This window comes from Kitasatospora sp. NPDC059577 (assembly GCF_042735475.1).
Taxonomy (GTDB): domain Bacteria; phylum Actinomycetota; class Actinomycetes; order Streptomycetales; family Streptomycetaceae; genus Kitasatospora.
Genome location: NZ_JBHWBZ010000076.1, coordinates 21815 through 40044, shown reverse-complemented (window position 1 = coordinate 40044; position 18230 = coordinate 21815). Strand labels below are relative to the sequence as shown.

The following is an 18230-nucleotide window of genomic DNA, read 5'->3' as shown; positions in this document are numbered from 1 at the left end:
CGCGCGGGGGGGTCGCGCGCGCGGCGGCGGCCGGGGGGGCGCGCGCGCCCCCCCCCCCCGCGGGGGGCGGGGCCCGCCCCGCGGGGACCCCGCCGCCCCCCCCCCCCCCTCTGCCGTCCGGCAGACTGCCGCGCACAGTCGGTCTCACTCGGAGGATGACATGCGTGCGGCCGGACCGGTCCTGGACAGCCTGCAGGGGCTCGCCCTCGGCGACGCCTTCGGCGATCGCTGGTTCTCGGTCCCGGTGGACGAGGCGCCCGCCGCACTGGCCGCGCGCCTGACCCGCCCCGCGCCCTGGCACTGGACCGACGACACCGCGATGGCCCTGGTCCTGGTCCGTCACCTGGCCGTCCACGGAGCGGTCCGACAGGACACGTTGGCCGGGGAGTTCGCCGCCGAGTACACGCGCGAGTACGACCGCAAGTACGGCCCGTCGATGCACCGGGTACTGCGCGGCATCTAGGCGGGCGGTGACTGGCGCACCGTCACGGCGGGCCAGTTCGAGGGCCAGGGCTCGTACGGGAACGGTGCCGCGATGCGGGTCGCCCCGCTGGGTGCCTGGTTCGCCGACGACCTGGACGAGGTCGTCCGGCAGGCCGAACTGCAGGCGCTCACCACGCACTTCCACCCGGAGGCGGTCGTCGGCGCGGTGGCGGTGGCCCTCGCGGCCGCGTTCGCCGTCCGGAGCCGGGGGGAAACCCCGCCCGGCCGGGCCGAGTTGCTGACCGAGATCGCCGGGCGGCTGCCCGACAGCGACGTCCGGTCCGGCCTGCGGGTCGCTGCCCGGATGCCCGGGCGCACCAGCGTCCGGCACGCCGCCACCGTGCTCGGCTCCGGGGCCCTGATCTCCGCCCCGGACACCGTCCCGTTCGCCCTCTGGTCCGCCGCCGGGCACCCGGACTCGCTGCCCGGGGCGATCTGGCACACCCTGGAGGGCTGGGGCGACCAGGACACCACCTGCGCCATCGCCGCCGGGGTGGTCGCCGCCCGCACCGGGCTCGCCGGTGTCCCGGCCGCCTGGCTGCACGCCCGCGAGGACCTGCCGGGCTGGGTGGCGGAGGTGTCCGCGGACACCGGACGACGCCCGGACGCCCGAGCGCACGAAGCGGCCGCGGCAGCCACACCGACCGCGGCAGCCGGGCCGACCGGGGCAGCCACACCGACCGCGGCAACCACACCGGCCGGTCAGCGCCGGACGATGCGGACGAGCACGCCGTAGAGGAACAGCAGCACCACCGCGCCGCCGATCGCCGACACCCAGGTCGTCAGGTCGAGGAAGCTCACCTTCACCGTCCCGTGCATCCAGTGCGAGACGATCCAGGTGCCGACGTAGGAGCCGGTGATGCCGATCAGGGTGGTGCCGATCAGACCGCGCTCGCCCTTGCCCGGCATCGCCATCCTGGCCAAGGTCCCCGACACCAGGCCCAGCACGATCCACGCCATCCAGCTCATCAGTCGCCCCTCGCGTCATCGGCGTGACGGTCCCGTCGAGACTCCGGGCCCGGTCCGAAGGACGCGGGAGGGCGCCGCTTGGTTTCCGGCGCCCGTGAGGAACGACGCGAACCGGCCACCCGGCCGGCCTCGTGAGCCGGCGAATCCGCACCGTTCCTCGCGTCCCGGGCAGTTCCTCGCAGCGTCTCGCAGCTCCGCCCGACTCCGCCCGCCTCCTCGCGACGCCTCGCGACGTCTTCCGGCTCCTCCTAGCGGCGCGAGTTGCCGAACAGCAGCCGGTAGGCGATCAGCAGCACCAGGGCGCCGCCGATCGCCGACACCCAGGTCGCCCCGTCGAAGAAGTGCGCGTTGATCGACCGGTGCATGAAGTGCGACGCGATCCAGCCGCCGACGAAGGACCCGGCGATGCCGATCAGAGTGGTCACGATCAGGCCGCCCGGGTCCTTGCCCGGCAGCAACAGCTTGGCCAGCGCTCCCGCGACCAGGCCCAGCACGATCCACGCGACGATGCCCATCCGTCCGTCCTTCCTGTCCACCGACGAGACGGCCCCGTTCCGTCCGCTCTGCCCCGAAGGACGCCGCCGCCCGCCGCCCGGTTCCGACGCCGCCGCGCGGAGCACCCGAAACCGGCCGCCGCCCCCTTTCCCGCCGTGCGTGGCGTCCTTCCGGCGGGCCGCCGGCGCCGGAATACTGCGGCCATGCGCATCCTGATCGCCACCGCCGGGTCCCGCGGCGACGTGGCTCCCTTCACCGGGCTCGGGGTCCGCCTGCGGGCGGCCGGCCACCAGGTGGCCGTCGCCACCCACACCACCTTCGCCGAATCCGTACGGTCGGCGGGGCTGGAGTTCCGCCCGCTGCCGGTCGACCCGCGCGCCGAACTCGCCTCCGACCGGGGGCAGCGGCTGTTGCAGGCCGACAGCGGCCCTGCAACAGTCCTCCGACTCCTGCGACTTGGCCGGAAGTTCATGCCCGCGCTGGGGGACGGGATCGTCGAGGCCGTCGCCCTCGGCACCGACCTCCTGCTGACCACCGGCACCACCAGCGCGCTCGGTCAGGTCGCCGCCGAGGCGGCCGGCCTTCCCACCATCGGGCTGTTCCTCCAACCCATCTCCCCCACTCGGGAGTTCGCGCCCGCCGTCACCGGCACGCGATCGCTCTCCAAGCCCGGCAACCTGCTCGCCGGCCACACCGTCCAGACCGCGACCGACCAGCTGTTCGCCCCGGCCGTCCGCGGACTGCGCCGCCGGCTCGGCCTGCCGTCGCGCCGCATCTCCCGGGCCCGACGCGACCACCCGGTCCTGCACGGCTTCTCACCGACGGTCGTCCCCCGCCCGGCCGACTGGCACCCCCGGCTGGACGTGGCGGGCTACTGGTGGCCGGCCGCCCGGCCGGACTGGCAACCCCCGGACCGGCTCGTCGACTTCCTGGCCGCCGGGCCGCCCCCGGTCTTCGTCGGCTTCGGCAGCCTGGTCGTCCCGGACCCCGAGCGGCTCAGCGCCACCGTCCTCGCCGCCGCCCGCGCCGCCCGGGTGCGCCTCCTTCTGCAGGAGGGCTGGAGCGGCCTGACCGCCGAGGACTCGGACACCGTCCTGACCATCGGCGACACCCCGCACGACTGGCTGTTCCCCCGCACGGCCGCCGTGGTCCACCACGCCGGAGCCGGCACCACGGCGGCCGCCCTCCGCTCCGGCACCCCCACCGTGCCCGTGCCCGCCCAACTGGACGCCCCCTTCTGGTCCGCGCGGCTCACCGCCCTCGGCGTCTCCCCCGGCCCCGTCCCGCTGCGCGCCCTCACCGCCGCCCGCCTCGCCACCGCCCTCCGCCGCGCTCTCGATACCCCCCACTACCGCACCCGGGCCCGCGTCCTCGCCGCCGCCCTCACCACCGAGGACGGCGCCGCGAAGGTCCTCACGGCCGTCGAGCGGGCGGCGGCGAGCCGGTGACGGGCCGACACCGCGGTGAGCGCCGACAGCGGTGAGCGCCGCCCCGCCGCCCTTCGACCGCTACCGCCCGGCCGGCACCTTCCGCCGCCGCCCGCCACCCGGCCTCGGGCCTCCGGCCGAGGCCGAGCAGGACGTAGAGGGTCGCCGAGGACGCGAGGCCGACGGCCCAGCCGTAGTCGGCGAGCGGCTTGAGGAGGGGGACGAGGCCGTCGGCCGGAAAGGGGCCCTGTTCGACACCGTGGGCGTCGACGGTGGAGTAGGAGCCGCCGACCGCCAGCAGGCCGCCCACCAGCAGCGCCGCGACGGCACGCCGGTTCCAGCCGCCCGCGTACCAGTACGTCCTGCCCGGCCGGTAGAGCTCGGCGAGTTCGAGCCGGGTGCGGCGCAGCAGCCAGTAGTCGGCGATCAGGACGCCGGCGACCGTTCCGAGCAGGCCGCCGACGACGCCCAGCCAGGTGTAGATGTAGACGTGCGGGTCGGAGATCAGCCGCCACGGGAAGATCGCGATGCCCACGACGCCCGTGATCAGGGCCCCGGTGCGGAAGTTGACGAACCGGGGCAGCAGGTTGGCGAGGTCGTAGGCCGGCGAGACGACGTTGGCGGCGATGTTCACCGACAGGGTCGCGACCAGGACGGTCAGCAGTGCGAACAGGATGCCGGCCGGGTTCTCCATCTTCGCGGCGAGCTGGATCGGGTCCCACACCGGTTCGCCGTACACGGCCTGGGAGCCGGAGGTGACGAGCACGGACAGCAGCGCGAAGAACGTCATCGTGGTCGGCAACCCGAGCGCCTGGCCGCGGATCTGGGCCCGCTGGCTGCCGCCGAAGCGGGTGAAGTCAGGGATGTTGAGCGAGAGGGTGGACCAGAAGCCGATCATGCCCATCAGTGCCGGGAAGAAGACCTTCCAGAAGTCGCGGCCCCACCCCAGCGCGGACGGCTGGTCGAGCAGCGGCCCGAACCCGCCCGCCTTGACGGTGATCCACACCAGCAGGGCGAGCGCGCCGACGATGACGAACGGCGCCGCCCAGTTCTCGAAGCGGCGCAGCGCCTCCATGCCGCGGGCGATGACGGCCATCTCGATCAGCCAGAACAGCAGGAAGGAGAGCCACTGGGTCCACGGGTAGCCGGCGAACTCGCCCGCGGTGCGCCAGGATTCGCCGAGCAGCTTGCCGGCGAGCAGGAAGATGCCCTCCCCGCCGATCCAGGTCTGGATGCCGAACCAGGCGCAGGCGACCGCCGCCCGCAGGAGCGCGGGCAGGTTGGCGCCGCGCAGGCCGAACGAGGCCCGGGCGAAGACCGGGAAGGGGATGCCGTACTTGGTGCCCGCGTGCCCGGTGAGCAGCATCGGGACGAGCACGATCAGGTTGGCGAGTGCGATGGTCAGCACCGCCTGCTTCCAGTCCATGCCGATCGCGACCAGGCCGGAGGCCAGCGTCCAGGAGGGGATGTTGTGGGCCATGCCGACCCAGAGTGCGAGGAAGTTGTAGGTGGTCCAGGTGCGCCGTGCCACCGGGACCGGTATCAGGTCGTCGCTGGTGAAGCCGTTGGCTGGCAACTCCCCGACGGAGGGGTCGAGTTCGACCCGTCCGTCGGGGTGCTGCCACTGTCCGCCGCCGCCGGTCGCGGTGTCGGCCATGGGCAACTCCCGTCTGCTGCAGCTGGGATCGCTCGGGGATCACAAGTGCGGGATGACGTCCGTCCCGTAGGCGTCGATGGTGGACTCGATCGCGTCGTGCATCGCGTAGACGGCGAACTGGTGGACGCCGAGCGAGCGGAGTTCCGCCAGCCGGGCACGCTGCACCTCGGCCGGGCCGATCAGGCAGAAGCGGTCCACGATCTCGTCCGGGACGAAGGCCGTGTCCGGGTTCCCGGCGCGGCCGTGGTGGCTGTAGTCGTAGCCCTGCCGGCCCTTGATGTAGTCGGTGAGCGCCTCCGGCACCAGGTCGGAGTGCTCGCCGTAGTGGGTGACCAGGTCGGCGACGTGGTTGCCGACCATCCCGCCGAACCAGCGGCACTGTTCCCGGGCGTGGGCGAGCGCGGCGGGCGAGTCGTCGGCGGTGACGTAGGCGGGTGCGGCGACGCAGATGGTGACCGAGTCGGGGTCCCGGCCCGCCTCGACGGCGGCGGCCCGCACCGCCTTGACCATGAACTCGGTGAGGTAGGGGTCGGCCAGTTGCAGGATGAACCCGTCCGCCTGCCGGCCGGTCAGGGCCAGCGCCTTCGGGCCGTACGCGCCCATCCAGATCGGCAGCGACGCACCGGGGCCGACCCACGGCAGGTGCATCTCGGTGCCGTCCACCTCGACGGTGCGCCCTTCCGCCAACTCCTTGACGGCGTGCATGGCTTCGGAGAGCCGGGCGAGGGTGGCCGGGCGGCGTCCGGCGACCCGCATGGCGGAGTCGCCGCGGCCGATCCCGCAGACCGTGCGGTTGCCGTACATGTCGTTGAGCGTGGCGAACAGGGAGGCGGTGACCTCCCAGGTGCGGGTCGAGGGGTTGGTGACCATCGAGCCGACCGTCAGCCGCTCGGTCTCGGCGAGGATGCGGCTGTAGATGACGAAGGGCTCCTGCCACAGGACGCAGGAGTCGAAGGTCCAGCCGTGGCTGAACCCGGCGCGTTCGGCACGGATCATCCGGTCGATGAGGGTGCGGGCGGGCGGGTCGGTCTGCAGGACGAGGCCGATGTCCATGGGTGGCTCCAGGAAAGGGGGGACCGCCGCCCGGCCCGCCGGTCGGGCCCGGGCGGCGGCTGGTCGGCTAAGGGGACGTGCGGGTTCAGACCAGGTACTGGCAGGTGTCGCGGCGCAGGAAGGTGCCGTGTCCGGCCCGGCCGAGCCAGGTGCCGTCGTCCAGCACGACGGTGCCGCGCGAGAGCACGGTGCGCGCCCGGCCGGTGAGCCGGCGGCCCTCGTACGCGGAGTAGTCCACGTTCATGTGGTGGGTCGCGGCGGAGACGGTCTGCACCGCGGTGGGGTCGTAGACGACGAGGTCGGCGTCGGCGCCCGGCGCGATGGTGCCCTTGCGCGGGTGCAGCCCGAACATCCGGGCGGGCGTGGTGCAGGCGATCTCGATCCAGCGGCGCCGGCTGATGTGCCCGTCCACCACGGCCTGGTGGAGCAGGTCCATCCGGTTCTCGACCCCCGGGAGGCCGTTGGGGATCTTCGAGAAGTCCCCGCGCCCGAGTTCCTTCTGCCCGACGAAGCAGAACGGGCAGTGGTCGGTGGAGACCACCTGGAGGTCGTTGGTGCGCAGCCCGCGCCAGAGCGCCTCCTGGTGCTCGCGCGGCCGCAGCGGCGTGCTGCACACGTACTTGGCGCCCTCGAAGCCGTCGGCGCCCTCCTCGGCGAGGTTGTCGGTGGAGAGGAAGAGGTACTGCGGGCAGGTCTCGCCGAAGACGTTGAGGCCGGCGTCGCGTGCCCGGGTGAGTTCGGCGAGGGCGGAGGCGGCGGAGACGTGCACCACGTAGAGCGGGCTGCCGGCGACCTGGGCGAGCTTGATCGCCCGGTGGGTGGCCTCGGCTTCCAGCAGTTCGCGGCGGACCTCGCCGTGGTACCGCGGGTCGGTCTTCCCGGCGGCGAGCGCCTGCTCGACCAGGACGTCGATGGCGATGCCGTTCTCGGCGTGCATCATGATCAGCCCGCCGTTGGCGGCGCCGCGCTGCATGGCCCGCAGGATGCGTCCGTCGTCGCTGTAGAAGACGCCGGGGTAGGCCATGAAGAGCTTGAAGGAGGTGGACTCGCCGGAGTCGACGAGGGCGTCCATCTCCTTCAGCACGCCGTCGTTGACGTCGGAGACGATGGTGTGGAAGGCGTAGTCGACGGCGCAGTTGCCGTCGGCCTTGGCGTGCCAGGTGTCCAGGCCCTCGCGCAGCGAGCCGCCGACCGGCTGGACGGCGAAGTCCACGATGGTGGTGGTGCCGCCCCAGGCGGCGGCCCGGGTGCCGGTCTCGAAGGTGTCCGAGGCCGCGGTGCCGCCGAACGGCAGTTCCATGTGGGTGTGGGCGTCGACGCCGCCCGGGACGACGTAGTGGCCGGTGGCGTCGATGACGGTGTCGGCGGTCCAGGCCCCGGCGGCGGAGCTGCCGGTGGTGGCGAGGGCGGCGACGCGCTCGCCCTCGATCAGGACGTCGGCACGGAGTTCGTCGGTGGCCGTGATGACGAGGCCGCCGCGGACGATCGTGCGCTGGTGCGGGTCGCGGGTGGTCATCGCGCTGCTCCTCAGGCCTCAGCCAGCGGTCCGTAGGCGTCGGGGCGGCGGTCGCGGTAGAACGCCCACTGCTGGCGGACCTGTTCGATCAGGCCGAGGTCGAGGTCGCGGACGACCAGTTCCTCCTCCTTGTCGGAGGCGACGTCGCCGACGAACTGGCCGCGCGGGTCCACGAAGTACGAGGTGCCGTAGAAGTCGTTGTCGCCGTACTCCTCGGTGCCGACCCGGTTGATGGCGGCGACGAAGTACTCGTTGGCGACGGCGGCGGCGGGCTGTTCGAGCTGCCACAGGTAGGCGGACAGGCCGCGGCTGGTGGCGGAGGGGTTGTAGACGATCTGCGCGCCGGCCAGGCCCAGGGCGCGCCAGCCCTCGGGGAAGTGGCGGTCGTAGCAGATGTAGACCCCGACCTTGCCGACGGCGGTGTCGAACACCGGCCAGCCGAGGTTGCCGGGCTTGAAGTAGTACTTCTCCCAGAAGCCCTTGACCTGCGGGATGTGGTGCTTGCGGTACTTGCCGAGGTAGCTGCCGTCGGCGTCGATCACGGCGGCGGTGTTGTAGTAGACGCCGGCCTGTTCCTCCTCGTAGACCGGGACGACGACGACCAGCCCGAGTTCGCGGGCGAGGTCCTGCATCCGGCGCACGGTCGGGCCGTCCGGGACGGCCTCGGCCCAGCGGTAGTGCTCGGGCTCCTGGACCTGGCAGAAGTAGGGCGAGTTGAAGACCTCCTGGAATCCGATGATCTTCGCGCCCTGGGCGGCGGCCTCCCGGGCGTACCGCTCGTGGAGCGCGATCATGCTCTCCTGGTCGCCGGTCCAACGGGTCTGGACGAGCGCGGCACGGACGATCTGCGACATGGGTACCTCCGCAACTCCGCGGCCCGGCCGTGCGGTCGGGGCCCGCGGTCCGATGGTTGACGGGGCGGGTCTGACCCGCGGGTCCGCTCGGGGATCCGCGGGGGTCTACGTGCGTAGAAAGCGATCTGTAGACGGTAGGCCGGGCCTTGGTGGCCTGACAATACGTCGGCGGAAACGCGTCTGGGGCGATCCTGTTGCGCGGACACGCGGACGGTCCTGGGTGGGATGAAAGGCTCATCTACCCCGTACGTAGCCTCCTTACTCATTCGAGTGAAACCGGGCACCCGGGGTGCGGATCCGGCCAGCACGGGGTAGGAGCCGCGTCGAGACCGTCGTGGATCACTGCGGACCGTCAGTCCTCGGTGGTTTCATACGAGTTCGGCGGCCCGGCCACGGGGGATCGGAGCGGCCGCACGGGGGTGACGGATGACAGTGGAGTCGAACTCCGCGGCGGACACGACGCGTGAGGCGCCGGGCACGACGCGCGAGGCAGCCGGGGGCAGCCCGGCGGGGCGGCCGCCCGCCCTGCCTGCCTGGGCCGGTCTGCTGCTGGCCGTCGGCACGCTGCTGCCGGTGGTCCTCGGTGCGGCGCTGTTCCGCCGCCTGGCTCCGAGCGTGCGGGACGTCGCCCTCCAACTGGCCGGGTCCCGTGCGGCCGCCGAGGCCGTGGTCGGCGGCCGCCCCGGCGACTACCTGGCCGCGCTGCGCGCCGACGGCTGGCTGATCGGCGGGTACGGGCTGACCCTGGTGGCCGCCGCGCTGCTCGGCGGGTACGTGCTCGGGGGCGGGTTACGCCGGCCGCCGGCGCTCGCGGTCGGCGGCGCCGGCCTGCTCGCCGCCTGCTGCGACCTCGGCGAGGACGCACTCCTGCGCGACGGGCTCAACGGCCTCTCCACCACGGCGTCCGACGCCCCCTTCGCGGTCGCCACCGCGCTCGCCACCGTCAAGTGGCTGCTGCTCCTGCCCGCCGGGGCGGTCGCGGTGGGCATCGTGGCGGTGACCGCCGCCCGGGCGGTGCGCGGGCTGCTGCCGGCCCGGACCGGCGGCGCCGCGGCCGTCGACGGAGTCCCGGCCGCCGACGGGGGCGCGAGCGAGGGCACCGCCGACCGCCCGGCGCTGATCCCGCCCTGGCCGGTGGCCACCGGGCACGGCGAGCCGGCGCCGCGCCCGCACCTGCCGCCCTCGAAGGCCACACCGGCCCCGGCGCTCACACCGGCCACACCGACCCCACCGGCCCCGGCACTCACAGTGGCCCCACCAGCCCCACAGGCCGGACCCGACCGGCACGCCCACTGGCGCGACGCCGCCCGGGTGCCGCCCGGCCGGGAGCCCGCCGAACTCGGCTTCTGCGTCTCGGGCGGCGGGATCCGCTCGGCCTGCGTCACGCTCGGCGCGCTCCAGTCGCTGCGGCCCTGGCTGAAGCGGGCCAGGTACCTCGTCTCCGTCTCGGGCGGCGGCTACACCGTCGGCGCGCTGCAGCTCGCGCTCAGCGACTCCGCGCCCGACAGCCCGGTGCACGCCGTCTCCGGCCTGACGGCCGACACCGTGATGGAGCCCGGTTCCCCGGAGGAGGACCACCTCCGCCGGCACGGCAAGTACCTCGCCGACGGCGCCGGGCAGTGGCTGGTCGCCCTCGGGACGCTGCTGCGCGGCGTGCTGTCCGCGCTCACCCTGCTGCTGGCGGCCGTCCTGACGCTCGGTCTCGCGCTGAGCCGCTTCTACCACGCCGTCCCGCTCACCGACCTGGGCCGGCTGGCGGCGGCCGGCCTGCGCCACCCGGGCGCCGTGCCGGGTCCGCTGGAGTTCCGGGCGCCCGCGCTCGCCGCCGTCGGCGCGCTGCCGGCGGCGGCCGCCGGGTGCTGGCTGCTGTGGTTGCTGGCCTTCCCGTCGCTCGGCTGGCAGGCGGTGCTGCCGCGCGCCCTGCGCCGGCTCAACCTCGCCGCGCTCGGGCTGGCCGGCCTGCTGGCCGTCGGCGTGCTGGCGGTCCCCGGGCTGGCCTGGGGGGCGGTGCGGCTCCAGCAGTCCCTGGCGGCCGGCCCGCAGCTGACCGGTGCCGGTCTCAGCCTGACCGTGGTGCTCAGCTACCTGGCACTGCTGCTCGGCATCCTCTGGCGCGACCGCCGGACGGTCGGCCGGGGCGCCTCCGCCCTCGGCGGGGCGCTGCGCGACACCGGCCGGGCCGGTGGCGGCCTGACCTCCACCCTCACCCAGTACCTGGTGGTGTGGGCGGCCGCGCTGGCACTGACGACGGGCGCGCTGCTGGCCCTCGGTTGGGCGGTCGCCACCGGGTACGCCTGGCCGGCGGCCTTCCAGGTGCTGCTGCCGCTGGTGCTCGGCGCGGTCGGGCTCAACCTCGACCAGACCTGGATGAGCCTGCACCCGTTCTACCGGCTGCGGCTGGCCTCGGCGTTCGCGGTCCGCCGGGCCACCGACGGCGGCCGGTCCCTGGCCCGCCCGTACGACTTCTTCCGCGAGCGGACCCGGCTCAGCCACTACGGGGCCCGGCACCCGGACTTCCCCCAGGTGATCTTCTCGGCGGCGGCCAACCTGTCCGGCAACTCCCGTACGCCGCCGGGCCGTCGGGCGGTGTCCTTCTCGCTCTCGTTCGACTACGTGGGCGGCCCGGACGTCGGATACGCGCGCACCGACCTGCTGGAGCGGCGCACCCGGCGGCACATCGCCCGGGACCTCACCGTCCAGTCGGCGATGGCCGTCTCCGGGGCCGCGTTCTCCTCCGCGATGGGCCGTGAATCCCGGGTCTACCAGGGGCTGTTCGCGGTGACCAACGCGCGCCTCGGCACCTGGCTGCCCAATCCCTCGGTGCTCGGCCCGGACTGGTCCGGCAGCCGGGACTGGCGCCGCCCCGCGCAACCCGCCGTCCGCCGGCTCCCGTACCAACTGCGGGAGCTGACCGGGCGGTTCCCGGCCGACGACCGGTTCCTGCTCACCACCGACGGCGGTCACTACGAGAACCTCGGCCTGGTCGAGCTGCTGCGGCACCGGGTGCGCACGGCGGTCTGCGTCGACTCCAGCGGCGACGCGGGCCACGCCTCCGCCCTCGCCGCCGCAATCACCCTGGCCCGCGAGGAACTGGGCGTGGAGATCACCCTGCACGAGCCGGACGTGCTGGTCCCGGGCAGCGCCGCCGAGGAGCAGCCCTCCGGACCGGACGGCCCCGACGACGGGCGGCCGCCGTTGCGGGGGCTCGCCGCGCAGTTGTCCGCCCGGCTGTCGGCCCGGGCGGTCATCACCGGCGACATCCGCTACCCGGACCTGGACGGCGACACGCCCGAGGCCGATCGCCGCGGCACCCTGATCGTCCTCAAGGCCGCGCTCACCCCCGACCTGCCCTACGAGCTGCACGCGTACGCCACGGAGAACCGGGCCTTCCCGAACGACGCCACCAGCGACCAGTGGTTCGACCACCGGCAGTTCGACGCCTACCAGACCCTCGGCCGCTACCTCGGCGACCGGGCCGCACCGGTGATCGAGCAGGCCCTGAACACCGGGGCAGCCGTCCCGGCCGCCGCAGCCGGGCCCGCCGCTGCGGTGCCCGGGCAGCCACCCGGCGGTGCCGGGTCTTCGCCGTCCGCCGCCGGCACGGCCCCACCGGCGCCGCGCCGCCCCGCCGAGGGGTAGCCAGCCCGGCCGTCCGCGGTGTCGCGGCGCCACCGGGCGGCGGCGCGGCACCGTGAACGGACGCCGGCGGGCCCGCGGACCGGCTTGACTTCCTCCGGTTCGCTCGGGAAGGATCCGGCGCATGGACTCCGGCACCACTCTGGTCTGCCGCCTGCACGTCGATCTGCGACGCCAGGCGAGTTCCATCTGTGCCTGTTGACCTTGACTTCCCCCGCCGGTCCCGCCCTGTGACGTCTGCCAGGGCCCGCGCCGCGCACCCGCACCCGCAGTTCTGACCCCGCCCCGGCGCACCCCGTGCGGCGTGCCGGGCCGCTCCGCCGGCCCGCGCCCGCCACCGTCCGCCGGACCGGACACCCCTGCCGACGTTCCGCGCACCCGAGGACGCCTTGATGAGTCCGCACACCCGCACGGCCACCGCCTCCGAGAGCCCGACGCCCGCTCCCCCCGGGGCCGGAGCCCGGGCCCCGCTCACCCCCGGCACCCTCCGGACCATCGTCCGTGACCTGGCCGAGCAGCCCGACCGGTGGATCCACCACGTCCGGCTCTCCACCGAGGAGCGCTGGTACCGGCGTCTGGTGGCCGAGGACGACCACGAGGTGTGGCTGATCAGCTGGCTGCCGGGCCAGTCCACCGGTTTCCACGACCACGGCGGCTCGCGCGGCGCCTTCACCGTCGCCCTCGGCGAGTTGGAGGAGCTGTCCCTCGGCGGCCCGGACCAGGGCCTGCTGATCCGCCGGGTCCCGGCGGGCACCGCCCGGGCCTTCGGCCCCGAGTACGTGCACGACGTGCGCAACACCGCGTCCGGGCCCGCCGTCACCCTGCACGCCTACTCGCCCCCGCTGAGCTCGATGGCGCACTACGACCTGCGGGCCGGAGGGCTCGTCCGCACCTCGGAGGAAGGACCGGAGCAATGGTGACCACGATCGACGACCTGGTGGAGCGGGCCCGCGAGGGGGTCCACCGCCCGCGCGCCCGGGAGGCCTACCAGGCCCAGCTGGACGGCGCGCTGCTGGTGGACATCCGTCCGGCGGCGCAGCGGGCGGCCGAGGGCGAGATCCCGGGCTCGCTGATCATCGAGCGCAACGTCCTGGAGTGGCGGCTCGACCCGACGGGCAGTCACCGCATCCCCGAGGCCTCGGGCCACGACGTCGAGGTGATCGTGGTCTGCTCGGAGGGCTACGCCTCCAGCCTGGCCGCCGCCTCGCTCCGCGAGCTGGGGTTGCACCGGGCGACCGACCTGGACGGCGGGTTCGTCGGCTGGGCGGCATCCGGCCTGCCGACCCGTCAGGGCGGCTGAACCGAAGCCTTCGACGGGGCCGGGAGGGGAGGCGTCACCGCCGACGGGAGGTGACGCCGACTCGGCCGGGAGGCGCCCATCAGCTCGGCCGCGACCGGTCCGGCGGCACGCGCCCGGCGGTAAATCAGAGACAGGAGATGACGCAGGTCATAGTCTGATCGGAGTTTCGGCCGGTCCGAACCTGGGCAGCCACGCGGGCGGAAGAACGCCCGGGCGGTTGGTACGACAAGCGCCACCACCACCGATCCGCACCGCCGTTTGTCGACAAACCACCAACAATCGAACGACCGACCGACACAGGCGCCGCCTCCCCGGGGCGCCCTGACGAGGAAACACCCCGTGATCAGATTCGAGAGCGCCGGAAAGCGCCACCCCGACGGCACAGTCGCCGTCGAGGGCCTGGACCTTGAGGTCCCGACCGGTCGGATAACCGTCCTGGTCGGACCGTCCGGCTGCGGCAAGACCACCCTGCTGCGCATGGTCAACCGGATGGTCGAGCCCACCTCGGGCCGGGTCCTGCTGGACGGCACCGACGTCGCGGAGCTGGAACCAGCCAAGCTGCGCCGCGGCATCGGGTACGTGATCCAGCAGGCCGGGCTGTTCCCGCACCGCAAGGTGATCGACAACATCGCCACCGTCCCCCACCTGCTCGGTTGGGACCGCAAGAAGGCCCGCGCGCGGGCCGCCGAACTGCTCGAACTGGTCGGGCTCGCGCCCGAGACCGCCAAGCGGTACCCGTTCCAGCTGTCCGGCGGCCAGCAGCAACGGGTCGGCGTCGCGCGCGCCCTGGCCGCCGACCCGCCGGTGCTGCTGATGGACGAGCCGTTCAGCGCCGTCGACCCCGTGGTGCGCGCCGGACTCCAGGAGGAGCTGCTGCGGCTGCAGTCCGAGCTGCGCAAGACGGTGCTGTTCGTCACCCACGACATCGAGGAGGCCGTCCGGCTCGGCGACCAGGTGGTGGTGCTGCGCGAACAGGGCCGGATCGCCCAGCTGGCCGACCCGCACACCCTGCTCACCACCCCCGCCGACGACGGCGTGGCCGCCTTCCTCGGCCGCGACCGCGGCCTGCGCGGCCTCGGGCTGCGCCCCGCGAGCACCATCACGCTGCGCCCGGTCGGCGACGCGCCCAAGGCCGGACCCGGCACCGGACTCAAGGACGTCGCCGACGCCGGGCTGACGAACGGCATCGACAACGGGCCCCCGGACGGACTCAGGTACGGCGGCTGGGAGTTGGCCCTGGACGACGAGCGCCGCCCGATCGGGTGGATCGACCGCGACGCCGTCACCGCCGAACTGCACCCGGCCGCCGCCTTCCGGCCGGACACCGACACCCTGCGCACCGCGCTGGACGCCGCCGTCCTCTCCCCCGCCGGAGTCGCGGTCGCACTGGACGCCGAGGGTCGGGCCACCGGCACCGCGAGCCGCGAGGCCGTCCTCGCCGCGCTCCGGCCCGGAGCAGCCGCGCCCGTTCGGACCGCCGGACCCACCGACGCCGAAACCACCATGGACGGGTATTCCGACGGCGCCACCCCGGACGGAGTCCCCGGTGGACGATGAACCGATCGTCCGCTGGTACTGGATCGGGGACCACCTCGGCTACCTCGGCCACCTGCTCGCCGACCACGCCGTGATCGCCCTCGTCCCCGTGCTCGTCGGCCTGCTGCTGGCCGTGCCGCTCGGCCTGGCCTGCGCCCGCTTCCCCCGGCTCTACCAGCCACTGTCCGCCGTCTTCAACATCGTCTACGCGCTGCCCTCGCTGGCCGTGTTCGTGGTGCTGATCCCGTACACCGGGCTCGCCACCCAGGCGACCGTGATGATCCCGCTCACCTTCTACGCCCTGGCCGTCCTGCTGCCGACCACCGTGGACGGGCTGCGGGCCGTCCCGGACGCCGTCCGGCAGGCCGCCACCGCGATGGGCTACGGGCCGTGGCACCGGCTGACGTCGGTCGAACTGCCGGCGGCCGTCCCGTACCTGATCGCCGGGCTGAGGGTGGCGGCGGTGTCCAGCATCTCGCTGGCGAGCGTCGGCGCGCTGGTCGGGCGCGGCGGGCTCGGGTACCTCTTCATCGACGGCTTCCAGCGCACCTTCCCGACCCCGATCGTGGCCGGCATCGCGCTGATCGCGGTCCTCGCACTGGCCGTGGACCTGCTGCTGGTGGGCGCCCGGCGGGTGCTCGCGCCCTGGGCCGTCCGGGAGAAGGGGGCGGGCTCGTGAACTGGCTGACCTGGCTCGGTGACTTCTTCACCGCCGCGGACCACCGCAGCGGCCCGGACTCGATAGCGCACCGGGTCTCCGAGCACCTGCTGCTCTCCGGCGAAGCCCTGCTGTTCGCGGCGCTGCTCGCCGTCCCGCTCGGGCTGCTGATCGGCTACACCGGGCGCGGCGTCACCGTGGTGACCGCGATGGCCGGCGCCGCCCGCGCCCTGCCCACCCTCGGCCTGGTGACGCTGGCGGTGCTGTTCGCCGGGGTCGGCGACACCGCGGTCCTGATCCCGCTGGTCGCGCTGGCCGCGCCGCCGCTGCTGGTGGCCTCCGTCGAGGGGGTGCGCGGCACCGACCCGGACGTCCGGGACGCCGCGCGCGGCATCGGCCTGACCCACCCCCAGGTGCTGCGGCAGGTCTGCCTTCCCGCGGCCGCGCCGACCCTGCTGGCGGGCTTCCGCACCGCGACCGTCCAGGTGATCGCGACCGCCACGGTGGCCGCCTACGTCGGACTGGGCGGGCTCGGCCGCTACGTCATCGACGGGCTGGCGACCCGCAAGTACGCCGTGACCGTCGGCGGGGCGCTGCTGGTGGTGCTGCTCGCGGTCGCCGCCCAGCTGTTCTTCGCCCTGCTCGCCCGGTTCGCGCTCCCGCCCGGGGTGCGCGCCCAGCACCGGGCCCGCTGAACTCCTCTCCCCATCCTCTCCGGAAGGACATCTGTCACCATGTCGACAATGAAGCGAGGCCGGCGCGCGGTCGTCCTCGGCACGCTCGCCGCACTCGCGCTCGGCGCCACCGCCTGCGGCTCCTCCGGCGGCGACCCGCTCGGCGGGGGTTCGAGCGCCTCGACCGGGTCGGGCGGCTCGGGAGGCCCCGCCACGGGCGGCGGATCCGGGTCGACCGTGGTCGTCGGCTCGGCGAACTTCCCGGAGAACGTCCTGCTCGGCTCGATCTACTCACAGGCCCTCAAGGCCAAGGGCGTCAAGGTCGAGGAGAAGTTCAACATCGGCAGCCGCGAGGTCCTCTACGGGCAGCTGCAGAGCGGCAACCTCACCGTCCTGCCCGAGTACAACGGCGCCCTGCTGGCCTACCTGGACGCCAAGTCCACCGCCGTCAGCACCCAGGACGTCAACGCGGCGCTCGCCACGACGCTGCCCGCCGCGCTGGGGATCCTCGACTCCTCCCCCGCCGAGGACAAGGACTCGCTCAGCGTCTCCCAGGAGACCGCCGACAAGTACAACCTCAAGACCATCTCCGACCTGGCCGCCAAGGCCGGCGAGCTCACCATCGGCGGTCCGCCGGAGTTCAAGTCCCGCCGCGAGCAGCAGTTCAAGGACGTCTACGGGCTGACCTTCAAGGAGTGGAAGCCCACCGCCGACACCACCGCGAACGCGCTCAAGGACGGCGGCGTCCAGGTCGGCAACGTGTTCACCACCGACCCGAAGATCGTCCAGTACAAGCTCGTCGCGCTGGCCGACCCGAAGAACGTCTTCGGTGCGCAGAACATCACCCCGCTGGTCAACAAGTCGGGCGTGGACGCCACGGCGACGGCGGCGCTCAACGCGGTGTCGGCCAAGCTCGACACGGCGGGGCTGACGGCGCTGATGAAGCGCGTCGCGGTGGACAAGGAGGACCCGTCGGCGGTGGCCAAGGACTGGCTGAAGTCCAACGGCCTCGGCTGACGGCTCGTACGGCGGCACGCCGACACGGACTGCCGACGGCGGACGGCGGCCCGGGAGGAGTCCTCCCGGGCCGCCGTCCGCCGTTCCGGCTCCCGCTCCGCCGAACCCGGGCCCCGGCACCCGGGGGGGGCGCACCCCGACCCCACGCCCAAGGCCCGCACCGCGCCCTCCGGACGCCCTTCGAGGGACCTTCCCTTCCGCGCCGCGAACATGACAGTCTGGGCGGATGCGCACTCGACTCCTCGCCGCCACCCTCACGGCACTCGCCGCGGTGAGCCTCGCTGCCTGCTCCAGCTCCGGATCGAGCTCGGGCAAGGCCACCACCGCGGCCGGCTCCCCCACCGCCCCCGCGGCCTCGACCGCCGCACCGTCCGATGCGGCCCCCTCCGACGCCGCCGCGACGCCGTCGGCCCCCGCGCCCGACACGGCCGCCCCCACGGCCGGTGGCACGACGGGCACGCCCGCTCCCGACGCCGGCACCCCGGGTGCCCCCGCACCGGCCAAGCCCGCCCCGCCCGCCGACGCCGGCCTGCCCGCCAAGCCGGGCACCGACCTGACCGGCAAGCTGGTCGCCGCGCTGGACGCGATCGACCCGGCGATCGTCGGCGGCAAGCCGGACCAGGCCGTGGACCGGGCCCGCAACCAGTGCCAGTCGATGTTCCAGTTCCCCAAGGACACCGGGAAACTGGTCGAACTGGCCAACCAGCGCTTCACCTCGCCCGACCACCCGCAGGGCTTCGGGCCGGACACCGCCGCCAAGATCAACGACGCGCTGCGCGCCACGCTCTGCCCGGCGCCGCGCTGATCCCGTCCGCGGCCTCCGCGCCGCGACGCCCGAACCGCCCGGTGTCCTGAGCACCGGGCAGGCGGGGGGGGGGGGGGGGGGGGCGGGGGGGGGGGGCGGGGGGGGGGCGGCGGGCCGCGCCGCGCCCCCCCCCCCCGCGCCCCGCCGCGC

The 18230-nt window shown here is 74.3% G+C and carries 16 protein-coding genes and 1 pseudogene; 11 read left to right on the top strand and 6 right to left on the bottom strand.

The window, feature by feature from the left end:
• Nucleotides 1–160 precede the first annotated feature (160 nt).
• Nucleotides 161–1051: pseudogene (locus ACFV0O_RS37040) on the top strand (ADP-ribosylglycohydrolase family protein); the annotation flags it as partial.
• 134 nt (nucleotides 1052–1185) lie between these two features.
• Here the strand turns inward: ACFV0O_RS37040 and ACFV0O_RS37035 are convergent.
• Nucleotides 1186–1452 (bottom strand): GlsB/YeaQ/YmgE family stress response membrane protein, encoded by a 267-nt coding sequence (locus ACFV0O_RS37035; RefSeq protein ID WP_360250549.1) that lies wholly within the window; start codon nucleotides 1450–1452, stop codon nucleotides 1186–1188.
• A gap of 248 nt (nucleotides 1453–1700) precedes the next feature.
• Nucleotides 1701–1967, bottom strand: coding sequence for a GlsB/YeaQ/YmgE family stress response membrane protein (locus ACFV0O_RS37030; RefSeq protein WP_360250552.1), 267 nt, complete (start codon nucleotides 1965–1967; stop codon nucleotides 1701–1703).
• A 183-nt stretch (nucleotides 1968–2150) separates the two neighbouring features.
• Between ACFV0O_RS37030 and ACFV0O_RS37025 the strand changes: the two genes are divergently transcribed.
• Complete coding sequence (locus ACFV0O_RS37025; RefSeq protein WP_380348585.1) at nucleotides 2151–3395, top strand: glycosyltransferase; 1245 nt, start codon at nucleotides 2151–2153, stop codon at nucleotides 3393–3395.
• Here ACFV0O_RS37025 and ACFV0O_RS37020 read toward each other — a convergent pair.
• The 4 genes from ACFV0O_RS37020 to ACFV0O_RS37005 all read right to left on the bottom strand — a co-directional run bounded on the left by ACFV0O_RS37020 (nucleotide 3361) and on the right by ACFV0O_RS37005 (nucleotide 8454).
• Entirely contained in the window at nucleotides 3361–5031 is a 1671-nt protein-coding gene (locus ACFV0O_RS37020; RefSeq protein ID WP_380348583.1) for an NCS1 family nucleobase:cation symporter-1, read from the bottom strand. The genes ACFV0O_RS37025 and ACFV0O_RS37020 overlap by 35 nt on opposite strands.
• 39 nt (nucleotides 5032–5070) lie before the next feature.
• Complete coding sequence (locus ACFV0O_RS37015) at nucleotides 5071–6084, bottom strand: TIGR03842 family LLM class F420-dependent oxidoreductase (RefSeq protein ID WP_380348581.1); 1014 nt, start codon at nucleotides 6082–6084, stop codon at nucleotides 5071–5073.
• Nucleotides 6085–6169: 85 nt separating this feature from the next.
• Nucleotides 6170–7600: a dihydropyrimidinase gene (gene hydA, locus ACFV0O_RS37010; RefSeq protein WP_380348579.1), complete on the bottom strand. Its 1431-nt coding sequence runs from the start codon at nucleotides 7598–7600 to the stop codon at nucleotides 6170–6172.
• Between the two features lie 11 nt (nucleotides 7601–7611).
• Nucleotides 7612–8454: a nitrilase-related carbon-nitrogen hydrolase gene (locus ACFV0O_RS37005; RefSeq protein ID WP_360251349.1), complete on the bottom strand. Its 843-nt coding sequence runs from the start codon at nucleotides 8452–8454 to the stop codon at nucleotides 7612–7614.
• A 426-nt stretch (nucleotides 8455–8880) separates the two neighbouring features.
• Between ACFV0O_RS37005 and ACFV0O_RS37000 the strand changes: the two genes are divergently transcribed.
• From ACFV0O_RS37000 to ACFV0O_RS36960, 9 genes are all read left to right on the top strand, one after another.
• Nucleotides 8881–12093 (top strand): hypothetical protein, encoded by a 3213-nt coding sequence (locus tag ACFV0O_RS37000; protein WP_380348576.1) that lies wholly within the window; start codon nucleotides 8881–8883, stop codon nucleotides 12091–12093.
• A gap of 121 nt (nucleotides 12094–12214) precedes the next feature.
• Nucleotides 12215–12292, top strand: a complete 78-nt coding sequence (locus ACFV0O_RS36995; RefSeq protein WP_101948289.1) for a putative leader peptide — start codon at nucleotides 12215–12217, stop codon at nucleotides 12290–12292.
• A gap of 190 nt (nucleotides 12293–12482) precedes the next feature.
• Nucleotides 12483–13010 carry a cysteine dioxygenase gene (locus ACFV0O_RS36990; RefSeq protein ID WP_380348574.1) on the top strand — a complete coding sequence of 176 codons (528 nt, stop codon included), beginning with the start codon at nucleotides 12483–12485 and terminating at the stop codon, nucleotides 13008–13010.
• Nucleotides 13004–13390, top strand: coding sequence for a rhodanese-like domain-containing protein (locus ACFV0O_RS36985; protein WP_380348572.1), 387 nt, complete (start codon nucleotides 13004–13006; stop codon nucleotides 13388–13390). The genes ACFV0O_RS36990 and ACFV0O_RS36985 overlap by 7 nt, the downstream gene beginning before the upstream one ends.
• Nucleotides 13391–13729: 339 nt before the next feature.
• Nucleotides 13730–14947, top strand: coding sequence for an ABC transporter ATP-binding protein (locus ACFV0O_RS36980; protein WP_380348570.1), 1218 nt, complete (start codon nucleotides 13730–13732; stop codon nucleotides 14945–14947).
• The gene (locus ACFV0O_RS36975; protein ID WP_380348568.1) at nucleotides 14937–15605 is read left to right on the top strand and encodes an ABC transporter permease; all 669 of its coding nucleotides are present in this window, start codon (nucleotides 14937–14939) and stop codon (nucleotides 15603–15605) included. Before ACFV0O_RS36980 ends, ACFV0O_RS36975 begins: the two co-directional genes overlap by 11 nt.
• Nucleotides 15602–16279 (top strand): ABC transporter permease, encoded by a 678-nt coding sequence (locus ACFV0O_RS36970; RefSeq protein WP_380348566.1) that lies wholly within the window; start codon nucleotides 15602–15604, stop codon nucleotides 16277–16279. The genes ACFV0O_RS36975 and ACFV0O_RS36970 overlap by 4 nt, the downstream gene beginning before the upstream one ends.
• A gap of 48 nt (nucleotides 16280–16327) precedes the next feature.
• Nucleotides 16328–17275, top strand: coding sequence for an ABC transporter substrate-binding protein (locus ACFV0O_RS36965; protein ID WP_380348564.1), 948 nt, complete (start codon nucleotides 16328–16330; stop codon nucleotides 17273–17275).
• A gap of 226 nt (nucleotides 17276–17501) precedes the next feature.
• A complete protein-coding gene (locus ACFV0O_RS36960; RefSeq protein ID WP_380348562.1) occupies nucleotides 17502–18080 on the top strand; it encodes a hypothetical protein in 579 nt (192 codons plus the stop codon).
• The last annotated feature ends 150 nt before the right edge of the window (nucleotides 18081–18230 follow it).